Raw genomic sequence first — 14608 nt, 5'->3', positions numbered from 1 at the left:
GCCTATTACATATTATCGGAGAAACCATGAGCAACAAAGTATACAACAACGGACTTCGCAATATCGCCATCATCGCCCACGTCGACCACGGCAAGACCACTCTGGTGGACGCCATGTTCAAGCAGTCGGGCCTCTTCCGCGAGGGCCAGGACGTGGACGAACGCATCATGGACTCCATGGACCTGGAACGTGAGCGCGGCATCACCATCGCCGCCAAGAACTGTTCCGTCTGCTGGAAGGACACCAAGATCAACATCATCGACACCCCGGGCCACGCCGACTTCGGCGGCGAGGTGGAGCGCTCCCTGTCCATGGCCGACGGCGCCATCCTCCTGGTGGACGCCTCCGAAGGCCCGCTCCCCCAGACCCGCTTCGTGCTGAAGAAGGCCCTGGAGCAGAAGCTCTCCCTGATGGTGGTCATCAACAAGGTCGACCGCCAGGACGCCCGCCCGGCCGAAGTCCTCAACGAAATCTATGACCTGTTCATCGACCTGGACGCCTCCGAGGAGCAGCTCGACTTTCCCCTGCTCTACGCCATCGGCCGCGACGGCATCGCCATGGAGTCCCCGGACGAGCGCGGCGAGAACCTGCACATCCTCCTCGACATGATCGTGGAGCACGTGCCCGGCCCGGTGCACGACCCGGACGAGCCCTTCCAGATGCTCGTCTCCGATCTGTCCTACTCCGACTACGTGGGCCGTCTGGCCATCGGCAAGGTCCACCACGGCGTGGCCAAGTCCAACGACCAGCTCCTGTGCATCGCCGACGGCGGCCGGACCGTGCCGCTCAAGGTCACCAAGCTCCAGACCTACGACGGCCTCCAGGTGGTTCCCACCGACACCTGCGAACCCGGCGACATCGTCGTCATCGCGGGCATCGAGGACGTGCACATCGGCGACACCATCTGCACCAAGGAAAGCCCCAAGGCCCTGCCGCGCATCACCGTGGACGAACCCACCGTGTCCATGCGCTTCGGCATCAACACCTCGCCCCTGGCGGGCCAGGAGGGCAAGCTGGTCCAGACCAACAAGATCCGCGAGCGCCTGCACAAGGAGACCCTGCTCAACGTGGCCATCCAGGTGGAGGACACCGACGGCCGCGACGCCTACCTGGTCAAGGGACGCGGCGAGTTCCAGATGGCCATCCTGGTGGAGCAGATGCGCCGCGAGGGCTTCGAGCTCTCCGTGGGCCGTCCCGAGGTCATCCTCAAGTACGAGGACGGCCAGAAGACCGAGCCCATCGAGCACCTCTACGTGGACTGCGACGAGAGCTTCATGGGCATCGTCACCGAGAAGATCCAGATCCGCAAGGGCCGCATGACCAACATGGTCAACCACGGCACCGGCCGGGTCCGCCTGGAGTTCTCTGTCCCGTCCCGCGCGCTCATCGGCTACCGCGACGAATTCCTGACCGACACCAAAGGCACGGGCATCATGAACTCCTACCTCGAGGGCTACGGTGAATACCGTGGCGAGTTCACCTCCCGCTACACCGGCTCCCTGGTGGCCGACCGCTCCGGCAAGGCCGTGGCCTACGGCCTGTTCAACCTGGAGCCGCGCGGCCGCATCTTCGTGGTACCCGGCGACCCCATCTACGAGGGCATGATCATCGGCGAGCACAACCGGGAGAACGACATCAACGTCAACCCGGCCAAGGAAAAGAAGCTGACCAACATGCGCGCCTCGGGCAAGGACGAGGCCGTCGTCCTGACCCCGGTCAAGCCCATGACCCTGGAATACGCCCTGAACTTCATCAAGGACGACGAGGAAGTGGAAGTCACTCCCGTGTCCATCCGACTGCGCAAGACCGAGCTCTCGGCCCTGGTGCGGCATCGTGAGGAAGGGAAGAAGAAAAAGGGCAAGGAAAACGGCTAAAAATAGCATAATGCCAACAGGAAAGGCTGCGTTTCGACGCAGCCTTTTTTTGTGCCCAAGCCTTGGGTTGGAATGCCCCGGCCCCACCTTCCCATGGTTCGAAATGACCCAATATCGTACTTTAATAGTATAAATTAACTGAACAATTGACACATTATTCAGTGGTAAGCATAATCTGTCCAAGTCTAAAAACACCGCATCACAATCTTTCAAGGAGAGTGACAATGTCTCACCGCATCACCGCATTCATGGTCTCCCTGGCCATGGTCCTGGTCCTGATCGCGGCGCCGGGCGCCGCCCAGGCCGAGCCGTCCGGCAAACTGATCATCTTCCACGCGGGCAGCCTGTCCGTGCCCTTCGCCGCCATCGAAAAGAATTTCGAAGCCAAGTACCCCAAGGTGGACGTCCTGCGCGAGGCGGGCGGCTCCACCAAGATGGCCCGGATGATCTCCGAGGTGGGCAAGCCCGCCGACATCATGGCCTCGGCCGACTACGTTGTCATCGACAAGACCCTGATCCCCAAGTTCGCTTCCTGGAACGTGCGCTTCGCCTCCAACCAGATGGTCCTGTGCTACACGGACAAGTCCAAGTTCGCGGGTGAGATCAACTCGGACAACTGGGCCGACATCCTCCTGCGCAAGGGCGTGGTCTGGGGCCACTCCGACCCCAACCTGGACCCCGCGGGCTACCGCTCCCTGATGGTCCTGCAACTGGCCGAGAAGTTCTACAAGCGCCCCGGCCTGTATGACCGGTTCCTGGCCAACCGGCCCGAGAAGAACATCCGGCCCAAGTCCGTGGAGCTCGTCTCCCTGCTCGAATCCGGGCACATGGACTACGCCTGGGAATACCTGTCCGTGGCCGTTCAGCACCACCTCAAGTACATCACCCTGGACAACCACCTGAACCTCGGCGACTCCACCCTGGACGCCTTCTACGCCAACGCCAAGGTCAAGGTCACCGGCAAGAAGCCCGGCACCTTCATCGACCGCGTGGGCGCGTCCATCACCTACGGCATAACCAAGCTCGACAAGGCCCCGAATCCCGAGGCCGCCGACGCCTTCCTGGCCTACCTGTTCGACCCCGAGGGCGGCCTGAAGATCCTCAAGGAAATGGGGCAGCCGCCGTTCATCCCGGTGCGCACCACCGAGGCAGGCATGGCCAAGATGCCCGCTTCCCTCAAGCCTCTGGTGACCGTCGGCCAGTAACCCATGCCTGAAACGACCCTCCGGGGAGGGAGCGGCTTCATGCGCTCCCTCCCCGGCCGCATATTCCACGGCTGGATGCTCGCCTCGGCGGCATTGGTCCTGCTGTTCATCGGCCTGCCCATGCTGACCACCCTGGCCAGTCCGACCTGGGAGGTCTTTGTCGAGACCCTGGGCGACAAGGAGGTCATGGCCTCGGTCTGGCTGTCCATGTCCACCTCGGCCATCGCCGCGCTCATCGCCTTCGTCTTCGGCACCCCGCTGGCCTTTCTCCTGGCGCGCAACGAGTTCCCCGGCAAGAAGGTGGTCGAGAGCCTGGTGGACCTGCCGATCATGATCCCCCACCCGGTGGTGGGCATCGCCCTGCTCGGCCTGACCAGCCCGAACACCCCCTTCGGCCGGATGCTGCAATCCATGGGCATCGAGATCATGGGCACGACCACGGGCATCGTGGCCGTGCTCGTGTTCGTGGGCGTGCCCTTCTACGTCAACGCGGCCAAGTCGGGCATGGAGTCCATCCCCCGGCGGCTGGAGAACGTCTCGCGCTCCCTGGGCGCGGGCGCGGCGGCCACCTTTTTCCGCATCACCCTGCCCCTGTGCTGGCGCTACATGCTGGTCGGCATGATCATGTGCATGGCCCGCGCCCTGTCCGAGTTCGGGGCCATCATCATCGTGGCCTACCACCCCATGGTCGCCCCGGTGCTCATGTACGAGCGGTTCACGGCCTACGGCCTGCAATACTCCCAGCCCGTGGCCGTTATCCTGATCCTGGTCAGCATGGTCTTCTTTCTGCTGCTCCGCACCCTGTCGCTGCCCAAAGGGAAGAATTCGTGATCCGCCTGACCGACCTGACCCTCCGCTACCCCGGCTTCACCCTGGATCACGTTTCCCTGCACGTCCGGCCCGGAGAATTTTTCGCTCTCATGGGCTCCACCGGCTCGGGCAAAACCCTGGTCCTGGAGTCCGTGGCCGGGCTGACCAAACTCGACGAGGGGTCCGTGGTCATCGGCGGCCGCGACGTGACCCGGCTGGCCCCGGAGGAACGCAAGGTCAGCCTGGTCTACCAGGACCACGCCCTTTTCCCGCACCTGAGCGTGCTGGAGAACGTCATGTACGGCCAGCGCTACCACGGCATCGGCAGGGAGGACGGTAGACGCGAGGCCCGCGCCCTGCTCGACGCCCTGAGCCTGTCGCGCCTGGAGGACCGGCGGCCCGAGCACCTGTCCGGCGGCGAGAAGCAGCGCACGGCCCTGGCCCGCGCCCTGGCCTGCCGCCCGGATGTGGTCCTGCTGGACGAACCCCTGTCCTCCCTGGACCCGCAATTCCGGGGCGAGCTCAGGCGGACCCTGAAGAACGTGCACGAGACCACCGGGACCACCTTCCTGATGGTCACCCACGACTTCACGGACGCCATGATCCTGGCCGAGCGCGGCGCGGTCATCAAGGACGGCCGCCTGCACCAGCAGGACACGGTGGCCAACATCTTCCGCCGCCCGGCCACGCCGTTCACCGCCTCCTTCGTGGGCATGACCAACGTGTTCCCGGCGTGGTATTCGCAAGGATGCTGCACCTTCGCGGGGCATGCCTTCAAGGGGCTGCCCGAGCTGCCCGTGTGGGCGCAGGGCTTCGCGGCCCTGCGGCCCGAAGACGTGTTCGTGGGGAATCCCGAGGATTTTCCGCAGGACTGGCATGTCCTCAAGGGGACCGTGGAGCGCGTGGAGCGCGAGGGGTTCACCTGGACCGCCGTGGTGCGCTGCGGCGACCAGGCCGTGACCGCCCTGGTGGACCGCCACATGGTCCTCAGCCGGGGGCTGGAGAGCGGCTCGGAGGTGACCGTCGGCTTTGCCGGGGAACACCTCCATCACATGCCCGAAACCGACTAGGTCCGGCTCTGGACCGTGATGTAGAGCATCAGCCCGCCCATGGTCAGCGCGATGCCGAACCAGCCCAGGAGGCCGGGCATGACGTGCCCCAGCAGAACGGCCTCGCCCGCCAGGGAAAAGACCACCTCCATGGACTGCGTGCAGTCCGCGGCGGCCAGCTCGGCCGTGGACCCGGCGGTGTTGCGGGCCACCAGGAAGAGGCTGGTGGCCACCACGCCGGAACAGGCCGCGACGATGGCCGTCTGGATCAGCTGCCCCGTGGACGGGGGCGGCGGCGCGGTCACGGCGATGAGCGCGAGCCACAGCGGCAGGGAGCCGATGGTCAGGAGCAGCACCCGGCAGAAGGGATCGTCCATGGCCGGGTGGTCGATGTGCGGCAGATAGCTCTTCTCGCCCCGCCGTGCCTCCCAGACCAGCTGGTTGCCGAAGGGGTAGGCGAAGGCCGCCGCCAGCACGGGCAGAGCGCCCAGCAGGACCTCATGCAGGCCGGACTCGGTGGCCTGCTCCAGGTTGATCAGGACCACGCCCGCGAAGATCAGGGCGGTCAGGGCCAGCGCCTTGAGCGGCACCCTGCGCCCGAAGCCGAGCAGGACCAGCGGCGCGGCCAGGATGGTGGTCTGCCAGGTGGCCGCCACCACCCAGCCCGGCGCAAAGACCGAACTGAAAGTGATCAAGGCGTAGAACACGCCGAACCCGACCGAGCCCGCCACGGTCCAGAACACCCAGTGCCGGGCGAAGAGCCGGACCGAATCCATGGCCAGCCGCCCCTTGCCCGTGGCCGCCAGCCAGCCGAAGAGCATGACCAGCATCCAGAAATAGCGCAGGGACGCGGACCAGATCCAGTGCCCGCCTTCCAGGCTCATGGCCCGGTTGAGCACGAAGGTCGAGGAGAAGAAGAGCGCGGCGAGCACGCCCAGGAAGATGATGCGGAACATGGACGCGACCGGCTAGACGATGAACAGGTAGATGACGGCGCTGACCATGATCACGCCGAACAGGATCAGCTCCGGGACCACGTAGAGGTCGCCGGAGTCGAAGCCCAGTTCCTTTTCGAGGCGATAGTACCGAATGGCCGCGAAGATCACCAGCACCGGGCCGCCCACAAAGGCGAACTTGCCGAGCACGGCCAGGTCCGAGACCACCCGCGCGGGCGCGGCAGCCTTCTGCAGGGCCACGAAGGTGTCGACCTTTTCCAGCAGGAAGCCGAAGGTCATGAAGGCCAGGGCTGTCCGGCACCAGGCCAGGAAGGTCCGGCGGTTGGCCAGACGGGTGCGCCTCACGGCCATGTCGCAGCGCTCGCGGGCCAGGACGTTGCGTTCGCGGGCCAATTCGGTGCGCAGATCTTCGGAACGATTGTCAGTCATCTGTTGCCTCCGCAGCCCGACCTACCAGATTCTTTGCCAAATGTCCCTGCCTCAACGTTGACTTTGTCCCGTCAACCGGTACTATTATCATAATTGTTACACACATACAGGGCAAGAATCGACCATGAGAACACCCTTCGTCAAGCAATCGACCCGCGACTACTACCGCGCATGCCGCGAAAAAGGCATGTCCCTGTTCGACTTCATCCACGGCTACGTCTACGGCCGGTGGTGCTACCACTACATCGGCCTGGCCGGGGACAAGAACCCGTGGTGGCGGTGGCTGTGGGTCCCACTGGTCTTCATCATCGACCGCGTCCACCCGTTCACCGAGACCGACGCCCACCGCTCCGGCGACCCCGACCAGACCAGGCCCACCTGGAGCGACGCCTACCACGGCAAGGCCATGCCGCTGAACGAGGCCACCAAACTGATCCGCCTCGACCGCCCGGTGAACACCGCCCTGCCCGAGACCGTCCTGCCCTACACCCGGGCGCGCGACATCATCCTGGACAACCCGGAAAAGATCGTCCTCCTTAACTGCCCCTGCCGCGCGGGCATGAAGAACCCGTGCACGCCCACGGACGTCTGCATCCTCATTGGCGACCCCTTCGCCACCTTCATGCTCGAACACCACCCGGACAAGACGCGGGCCATCACCGCCGACGAGGCCGTGGCCGTGGTCAAGGCCGAGCAGGCGCGCGGCCACGTGTCCCACGCCTTCTTCAAGGACATCGCGCTCGGCAAGTTCTACGCCATCTGCAACTGCTGCTCCTGCTGCTGCGGGGCCATGAAGGCCCACGCCATGGGCATCCCCATGCTCTGCTCATCGGGCTACCTCGCCCAGGTGGATCAGGACCTGTGCACCAAATGCGGCACCTGCGCCCAAAAATGCCAGTTCAAGGCCATCGGCTTCAACAAGGAAGGCGCCTACATCCGCGAGGACCGCTGCATGGGCTGCGGCGTGTGCACGTTGTCCTGCAGCAAGGACGCCATCACATTACGGTTGGCCCCTGAAAAGGGAGAACCCCTCAAGATCGACGCCCTGCATTAGCGGTTTTATCCGGGTATCGGGACACGAAAAAAGGCGCTTGAAGCGCCTTTTTTCGTGTCCATGGCTTGAATGCCTCACCCCAGGGTGATGGTCAGGGGGATGACGTGGAGTTCGCGGGAGATTTCGCGGGTGTTGCCGAGTTTCCACACGGCGGACGGGACCCCGGCGGCCCGGGCCACGGCGTCGGCGATGCCGTTCATGTTGATGACCGGATGCCGGGAAAAGACCTGGGGCAGGCCGTAGGTCAGGTTGCAGGCCAGGCACTTGCCGGGGCGCTGCATGAGCTTGAGTTCGAAATCCAGGTCCTGGCCACGGTTCCCGGCAAAGGCCAGGGCGATGTCGTAGCTGCCTTCCTCGGCGTCGCCGAACAGGGCCTCGAAAAAGGCCTCGGTGCGCTCTGCCGGAAAGATGGTCTGCAAGGTGTCCTCGGTAAAGATATGGCCGTATGGGCTCATGAACGGTCCCCCAGAAGCGGATGGTTTGTTGGAACGCCGACTCGGGCAAGGCCACGTGTGTACCTAAAAAACCCTTACCGGGCAAGACGCTCCGGCGCGGGTTCACGGGCAAGGCTAGACATAGAGAAAGAAGAGGGCCACCCCCGAGGCCAGAAAGATGAGGCACGGGGCCACCACCTTGCGCCACGTCCGGCCCAGGTCGCACTGGAAGTACTCGCAGGTCAGGATGAAGCAGATGTGGATGGGCGAGATCATCACGCCGGTGAAACCGCAGAAGGTCGCCAGGACGATATACGGGATGGTCTGGTCCTGCATGCCCAGGGAGGAGAGCACGCCGAGCAGCAGCGGGAAGGTCGCGCCCACGAAGGCCACGTTGATGCCCGCGACCATGCCCACGAGGAACGGCAGGAACGCGGCCGAGGCGAACAGGGCTGCGTCGCCGCCCGCCACGCGGGCCATTTCCTGGACCACGCCCGCGGCCTGGAGGATGTCCTTGAAGACGAAGATGGCGCAGATGACGGAGATCATGGACCACAGGGAGCGCTTGGACAGCACCTGGCGCAGGAAGTTCAGGCCGAGCTGGGTGTTCTGGACCATGACGCAGATCACGGCGGCGGCCAGGGCGGCGACCACGCCGAACTCGAAGGGAACGGACGGGGCGAAGGTGGCGATGGAGGTCTCGAGCCCGATGGCCCCGACAATGGCGATGAGCAGGGGCAGCCCCTCGCGCAGGGCGGCGGACTTGCTGCGGGTGGTCAGCGGCATGGGCACGGTCAGGTCCTTGGCCCCGAGCACGCCGGGCCGCAGGAAGAAGAACCAGCCGGTCAGGAGCATGATCGGGGTGGCCGGCCAGGTGTAGGAGACGAGGTCGATGATCTGGAGGTCGGCCAGGGCCAGGGTCAGAATGATGCCGGGATACAGCGGCCAGATCAGCTCCCAGACGTGGCGGAACCAGTAGTTGAGCACGGCCCGGTCCGAGTTGGTGATGCGCATGTCCTCAGACACGGTCTTGATCATGGGCGCGGAAAAGACCGCGCCGCCGGGCATGGGCAGCAGCCCGATGAGCGCCGGGAAAAAGACGAGCCGGAGCCTCGGGCTGGTCAGGAAGCCGGACAGAGCCTCCATGAGCCGCTTGGACTGGCCGGACCGCTCCATGGCGTCGCTCAGGATCAGGATGAGGCCGACGATGGCGGCCAGGAAGAGGAATTTATCCTGGGTCAGGGCCAGGACGCCGGTCTTGGCGATGGGCAGCGGCCCCATGCCGAAGAGCAGCCCCATGGCCACGCCGCCGATGAGGATGGCCAGCCCCAGGCCGATGCGCAGGCGCATGCCCGCCAGCATGAGCAGGAAGGAGAAAAGGACCTTGAGAAAGGGAGCGAGGGTGACGAGCAGCGAATCCATGCGAAAATCCTTGTGGGTAGAGGCGAAGACGATGTCGGAGACCGGACCAGCTTCATTCCTTCAGGGCCAAAATGCAAGCAAAAGCCGCAGCCTCGGCCGGGAGCGAGCGGGCAGGGAAGGATTCCGGCCCCTTGCCCGGACCGGCGCATTGCGTTACAGAGAGTGTCGCAGGCAAGCCCCATCACCACCAAGAGACATGGAAACGTGAGCATGAACAAGAAACAGATACGCGCCCATATTTTCGCCACCATCATCGGCAAGGTCGAGGAGCAGGACGAAGACCGCAGGCTGGAGGCCCTGAACGAATTCATGGCCGTGACCGGCACGGCGGGCAACGCCTCGGAGCAGGTGGCCAGCCTGATTCCGCCCATCATGCACGAACTCTACGAGAAGTGGATCACCCTGTTCATCGACCGGCTGCTCGAAACCGTGGACGCGAAGAATATCGAGCTTCTCTGCGACGGTTCCGACGACAACAACGCCGCCCTGGTCCTGGCCTACGTCATGTTCCTGGAGTCCGGGCGCATGGAGAAGCAGATCGATGAGGACCTGCGCCAGCACGGCATGAAGGGCACGGGGCAGGACGACATGGGCGACGTGGCCGCCAGCTACCTCCGCGCCCAGATGGCGAAGATCGCCCAGCAGATGGGCGACGACGAGCTCAAGGGCAACTGCTGAGCGCCCTTTCCGGACGCGAAAACGCCCCGCCACTCAACGGTGACGGGGCGTTTTCGCGTCCGGGCACGGGGGGGGATCAGCCCACGGCGTCGCCGGACTCGGCAATGGCCTTTTCCACGGCCAGGGCGATGTCCTCGTCCGGGTCGGGCTGGTGGCTCTCGATGAGCCCCAGTTGGAGGTTGAGCTCGCGCATGACCTTCACGGCGGACGGGTTGAAATAGTGGGACCACACACCCGGAGTCTTGTCCGGCCGCCCCAGGCGGACCAGGGTCAGCCCGAGATAGAGAAAGGCGTCCTGGTAGGTCTGGTCGATACGCAGGGTGCGCTCGAATTCGAGCTTGGCCTGGCGGTACATGCCGAGCCGGTAGGAGCAGACCCCGAGCCGGTAGCGCACGTCCGCGTCGTTCTTATCCTCTTCCAGGCATTCCTTGTACTTGAGGCGCGCCTCCTCCCACTTCCGGTCCACGTACAACGCGTTGGCCGCCTTGACCACGTCGATGCCACGGGCGGTCGAGGCCACGGGCTGGTCGTCCTCTTTCCTGATGCGGCGCACGGCACCGAACAGGAAGTTGCGGCGGGATTTGTCGATCTTCTTTTCGGCCATGTTTCCTCCGGTCCGCAGAATACCCGATTCACCCGCATCGTCAAGACGGCAACCGGTTGCCTTTTCAGGCGGTTCATGGAAGATTCTCCCCCATGGACGAATTTTACGGCCGGACCGGCACGGTCCTCCATATCGACCTGACCACGGGCACGGCCACACCCGAGCACCCGGACGAGACCGTCTACGAGCGGTATCTCGGCGGCCGGGGGCTGGCCGGTCACTACCTGCACCCCTTCGCCGACCGCGAATACACCGACCCCGAGCTGCCCCTGCTCATCTTCACCGGCCCCCTGACCGGGACCGACTCGCCCACCTCCGGGCGCGGCACCATCCTGTCCCGCTCGCCCCTGACCGGAACCGTGTGCGACGGGTCCATCGGCGGCGGCCTGCCCACCCGGCTGAAAAAGGCCGGATACGACGGGCTGGTCATCACCGGACGTGCCGAGAAGCCCTGCGGCATCGAGATCGACGACCATGACGTGCGCGTGGTCGAGACCTCCCTGTGGGGCCGGGACACGGACGCGGTCCTGCACGGGCTGGAACAGCGGATGCCCGAGGACACCTCGCTGGCCTGCATCGGCCCGGCCGCCGAAAACGGCTCGCTCCTCGGGTCGGTGGCCGTGGACCATCGCCACGGCGGCGTGCGAGGCGGCCTCGGCCTGGTCTGGGCGGCCAAGAATCTCAAATACCTGACCGTGCGCGGCACCGGCGAGGTCCGGGTCCACGACCCGGCGGCCCTCAAGGAGGCGCGCGAGGCCATCGTCCGCCTGACCATGGCCTCCCCCGTGCTCATGGGCAAACACGGCTTTTCGCGCTGGGGCACCGGGGCCTTGTTCGACCTGATCAACTCGCGGCGGATGCTGCCCACGGACAATTTCCATAAGACCTTTTTCGAACAGAGGGCCGAGATCAACGCCGCGGCCCTGGCCGAACGGTACAAACCGCGCGACCACGGCTGCCTCGGCTGCCACATCCGCTGCCGCAAGATCGCCCTGGACGGACGCAGCCTGCCCGGCTTCGAGACCATGGCCCACTTCACCGCGCTGATCGGCAACGCGGACCCGGAGGCGGCCATGGAGGCGGCGGACCTGTGCGGAAAGCTCGGCCTGGACCCGATCTCGGCCGCCTCGACCCTGGCCTGCCTGCGCGAGATCACCGGCAGGGACTACACGGACAAGACGCTCATCTCGTCCCTGCGCGCCATGGCCGAGGGCGGCGACCTGGCCAAGGGGGCGCTGAACCTGGCCCAGGCGTGCGGCCGCCCGGAAACGGCCATGGCGGTCAAGGGGCTGGAACTGCCCGCCTTCGACCCGCGCGGCGGCTACGGCCTGGCCCTGGCCTACGCCGTATCCACCCGGGGCGGTTGCCACCAGCGCGCCTACCCCATCAGCCACGAGGTCCTGCGCAAGCCCGTGGCCACGGACCGCTTCACCTTCAGCGGCAAGGCGCGGATCATCAAGCTGGCCGAGGACGCCCTCGCGGCCTGCGACTCCATGAACGCCTGCCGCCTCATCTTCCTGGCCGCCGGGCTGGAGGAGTACGCCAAGGCGCTCACGGCGGTCACCGGCCAGGACTGGTCGGTCCAATCCCTGCTCGAAGTCGGCGAGCGCACCACCGTGAACGAACGGCGCATGAACGCGGAAAACGGCTTCGGGGCCCTGGACGACGACCTGCCCGAGCGGTTCTTCACCGAGCCCGGCACCTCGGGCGGCGGCGTGACCGTCCCGCCCATCGACCGCGAGGAATTTCTCCAGGCCCGACGTAATTACTACGCCGTGCGCGGCCTGGACGAGAACGGCGACCCGACCACGGCGACCCTGCAACGGCTGGGGCTCGACCGATGAAGGCCCTCTGCGAAAAATACGCGGCCAAACTGGCCGCCCAAGGGCTCGCCCCCGGCATCGGGCGGGACGCGCCGCTGGTAGGCGGCCTGGACGCGGAGCTGGTCTGGAACCGCGAGGACCCGCGCATCGGCGTGCTGGCCGGGCTGTTCTCGCGCCTGTCCATCAACTCCCTGGCGTTCGTCCGCCCGGCCGAGCCGTACCGGACCATCCTGGACTTCCTGGCCACGCGCAACCCGGACGGCATCCGGCCCGAGGACACCGAGACCCGGACCTTCCTGCACGACATCCCGGTCTGCGCCGACTTCTCCGCCGAGGCCATGGCCGCGCAGCTCAAGCGGCGCAAGGTCATCGTGATCCCCGGCAAGGGCGTGGCCGCCTGTGGCACGGTCACCCCGGAACAGGCGTTCGTGTCCGTCTCCTCGGCGGTCTTCTCCACCTTCGTGCTCTTCTTTTCGGACTACCTAAACCGCGCCCGGCGCATCGAACTGGACGACGAGTACATAGACGTCTTCTCCCGCGTCGTCCGCCTCCTGCCCGCGCCGCGCACGGACCTGCCCGGCCTGGCCCCCGGCCCCTTCGTCGACGGGGACGGCGTGGTCGCGGCCATGGCCGAAGCGGGCCGCATGGTCGTGGGCTACGGTCTGGTCGATTCGTTTTTCGGCAATATTTCCTACAGGCTGGACGGGACCATCTACATCTCGCAGACCGGCAGCTCCCTGGACGAACTCGAAGGGTGCATCGACCCGTGCCCCATGGACGGCTCCACCACCAACGGGCTGACCGCGTCGAGCGAGCTGTCCGCCCACGAGGACGTCTACCGCCGCTCGGCCTATGACTGCATCCTGCACGGCCACCCGAAATTCTCGGTGGTCATGTCCATGGACTGCGAGCGCGACGACTGCCCCAACCGGGGCCACTGCCACATCCACTGCACCGAATGCCGGACCGTGGACGGCGTGCCCATCGTGCCCGGCGAAGTCGGCACCGGCCCCACCGGGCTGTGCCACACCCTGCCGCCCGCCATGGCGGCAAACGGCGCGGCCATCGTCCACGGGCACGGCCTGTTCACCGCCGGAAACAACGACTTCAACGCCCCCTTCGCCCGGCTGCTCGAGATCGAAAACCGCTGCCGGGACCTCTATTTCGAGAGGCTGGCCCAATATGTCTGATCCGAGCGCCGTCACCGACCGTTCGCCAAACCGCGACTTCGGCCCCTTCCGGCCCGGCCCGGCCCTGGCCTATGTGCTGGTTACCTTCGCGGCCACCTGGGGGGTGGAGGGCGCGCTCATCGCCGACGGCCTGCGCTTCGACGACCTGGTGGGCCAGTCCGCGCCCGCCCTGTGGCTCCTGGGCGTCATGTGGATTCCCGGCCTGGCCGCGCTCCTCGTGACCCTGCTCATGGAGCGGACCGGCCCGCGCGGGCTGGTCCCGGCCCTCTCCCTGCGCCTGGGGTCCGTAGGCCCCTACTTTCTCGGCATTGCCCTCATCCCCTTGGCCTATGCGATCATGTACGGCATAACATGGAGTGCCGGTCTCTCGGGATTCGACCCCAATCTAGACTCCCTCTCCGCACTCTCCGGCACGCCCATCGGTCAGAACACGGCCCTTCGGGTCATGCTGCCCCTGTCCATCTTCCTCGGCCCGCTGATCAACTTCGTCTTCGGCCTGGGCGAGGAGCTGGGCTGGCGCGGATTCCTGCTGCCCCGGCTCATGCCGCTGGGCAAGCCCGCAGCCTACCTCGTACTCGGCCTGCTTTGGGGCCTCTGGCACGCCCCCCTGATATGGGCCGGGCTCAACTACCCCGGCCAGCCCGGCCAGGGCATCCTGATGATGTGCCTCATCTGTCTCGCCTTCGGCGCGTTCCTCAACGAGATGACCCTGCACTACCGCTCCTCCATCCTGGCCGGATTCCTCCACGGCGCGGCCAACGCCCAGGGCTACGGCATTTGGACCTGGATGTTCCCCGACGCCCACCCGCTCCTCGGCGGCGCCATGGGCCTGACCGGCGTCCTCGTCTGGACCGCCCTGACCTGCATCACCATCGCCGTGCTCCGCAGATTGAGAAGCTAAGACGCCTCCGGCGGCCGGGGGAAGGGGAGAAGGGAACCCTTTGAGAAAAGGTTTCCCTGTGCAACCGGAAACATGGGTAACAGTTCTGCCCGGGTACATGGGTAACACTTTTATTGTTCGTCCACCGGTTCCGGGGGCCTGATCAGGCCCCCGGAACCGGTGGCGGGCAGGACGCCGAG

The 14608-nt window shown here is 65.8% G+C and carries 14 protein-coding genes; 9 read left to right on the top strand and 5 right to left on the bottom strand.

The window, feature by feature from the left end; translation table 11 throughout:
* The first annotated feature begins 26 nt into the window (after nt 1-26).
* The 4 genes from typA to AB6M95_RS11075 all read left to right on the top strand — a co-directional run bounded on the left by typA (nt 27) and on the right by AB6M95_RS11075 (nt 4959).
* Nucleotides 27-1874 (top strand): translational GTPase TypA, encoded by a 1848-nt coding sequence (gene typA / locus AB6M95_RS11090; protein ID WP_371386817.1) that lies wholly within the window; start codon nt 27-29, stop codon nt 1872-1874.
* Nucleotides 1875-2098: 224 nt separating this feature from the next.
* On the top strand, nt 2099-3079 hold the full coding sequence (gene wtpA, locus AB6M95_RS11085) for a tungstate ABC transporter substrate-binding protein WtpA (protein ID WP_371386816.1): 981 nt from the start codon (nt 2099-2101) through the stop codon (nt 3077-3079).
* 39 nt (nt 3080-3118) lie between these two features.
* On the top strand, nt 3119-3910 hold the full coding sequence (locus tag AB6M95_RS11080; protein ID WP_371386815.1) for an ABC transporter permease: 792 nt from the start codon (nt 3119-3121) through the stop codon (nt 3908-3910).
* Entirely contained in the window at nt 3907-4959 is a 1053-nt protein-coding gene (locus AB6M95_RS11075) for an ABC transporter ATP-binding protein (RefSeq protein WP_371386814.1), read from the top strand. The genes AB6M95_RS11080 and AB6M95_RS11075 overlap by 4 nt, the downstream gene beginning before the upstream one ends.
* Here AB6M95_RS11075 and AB6M95_RS11070 read toward each other — a convergent pair.
* Both AB6M95_RS11070 and AB6M95_RS11065 read right to left on the bottom strand, forming a co-directional pair.
* Complete coding sequence (locus tag AB6M95_RS11070; protein ID WP_371386813.1) at nt 4956-5894, bottom strand: DMT family transporter; 939 nt, start codon at nt 5892-5894, stop codon at nt 4956-4958. The genes AB6M95_RS11075 and AB6M95_RS11070 overlap by 4 nt on opposite strands.
* Before the next feature lie 12 nt (nt 5895-5906).
* On the bottom strand, nt 5907-6323 hold the full coding sequence (locus AB6M95_RS11065) for a YidH family protein (RefSeq protein ID WP_371386812.1): 417 nt from the start codon (nt 6321-6323) through the stop codon (nt 5907-5909).
* A gap of 124 nt (nt 6324-6447) precedes the next feature.
* Between AB6M95_RS11065 and AB6M95_RS11060 the strand changes: the two genes are divergently transcribed.
* Nucleotides 6448-7377 carry a 4Fe-4S binding protein gene (locus AB6M95_RS11060; protein ID WP_371386811.1) on the top strand — a complete coding sequence of 310 codons (930 nt, stop codon included), beginning with the start codon at nt 6448-6450 and terminating at the stop codon, nt 7375-7377.
* A gap of 74 nt (nt 7378-7451) precedes the next feature.
* On the opposite strand, the gene AB6M95_RS11055 is transcribed toward AB6M95_RS11060, so the two are convergent.
* Both AB6M95_RS11055 and AB6M95_RS11050 read right to left on the bottom strand, forming a co-directional pair.
* A complete protein-coding gene (locus tag AB6M95_RS11055; protein WP_371386810.1) occupies nt 7452-7832 on the bottom strand; it encodes a pancreas/duodenum homeobox protein 1 in 381 nt (126 codons plus the stop codon).
* Nucleotides 7833-7946: 114 nt separating this feature from the next.
* A complete protein-coding gene (locus AB6M95_RS11050; RefSeq protein ID WP_371386809.1) occupies nt 7947-9233 on the bottom strand; it encodes a DUF401 family protein in 1287 nt (428 codons plus the stop codon).
* A 210-nt stretch (nt 9234-9443) separates the two neighbouring features.
* Here AB6M95_RS11050 and AB6M95_RS11045 point away from each other — a divergent pair, with 210 nt between their 5' ends.
* Entirely contained in the window at nt 9444-9911 is a 468-nt protein-coding gene (locus AB6M95_RS11045) for a hypothetical protein (RefSeq protein WP_371386808.1), read from the top strand.
* Between the two features lie 76 nt (nt 9912-9987).
* Here the strand turns inward: AB6M95_RS11045 and AB6M95_RS11040 are convergent, their stop codons facing one another.
* Nucleotides 9988-10515: a tetratricopeptide repeat protein gene (locus AB6M95_RS11040; RefSeq protein WP_371386807.1), complete on the bottom strand. Its 528-nt coding sequence runs from the start codon at nt 10513-10515 to the stop codon at nt 9988-9990.
* A 92-nt stretch (nt 10516-10607) separates the two neighbouring features.
* Here AB6M95_RS11040 and AB6M95_RS11035 point away from each other — a divergent pair, with 92 nt between their 5' ends.
* From AB6M95_RS11035 to AB6M95_RS11025, 3 genes are read left to right on the top strand one after another with little or no spacing between them, the layout of a single operon-like run.
* On the top strand, nt 10608-12359 hold the full coding sequence (locus AB6M95_RS11035; protein WP_371386806.1) for an aldehyde ferredoxin oxidoreductase family protein: 1752 nt from the start codon (nt 10608-10610) through the stop codon (nt 12357-12359).
* Nucleotides 12356-13528, top strand: coding sequence for a class II aldolase/adducin family protein (locus AB6M95_RS11030; protein ID WP_371386805.1), 1173 nt, complete (start codon nt 12356-12358; stop codon nt 13526-13528). Before AB6M95_RS11035 ends, AB6M95_RS11030 begins: the two co-directional genes overlap by 4 nt.
* Entirely contained in the window at nt 13521-14429 is a 909-nt protein-coding gene (locus AB6M95_RS11025) for a CPBP family intramembrane glutamic endopeptidase (protein WP_371386804.1), read from the top strand. The genes AB6M95_RS11030 and AB6M95_RS11025 overlap by 8 nt, the downstream gene beginning before the upstream one ends.
* Nucleotides 14430-14608 lie beyond the last annotated feature (179 nt).

It is taken from the genome of Pseudodesulfovibrio karagichevae, from assembly GCF_041414475.1.
GTDB lineage: Bacteria > Desulfobacterota > Desulfovibrionia > Desulfovibrionales > Desulfovibrionaceae > Pseudodesulfovibrio > Pseudodesulfovibrio karagichevae.
Note: the sequence above shows the minus strand (reverse complement) of the source record. Positions and strands in the feature narration are given on the sequence as shown.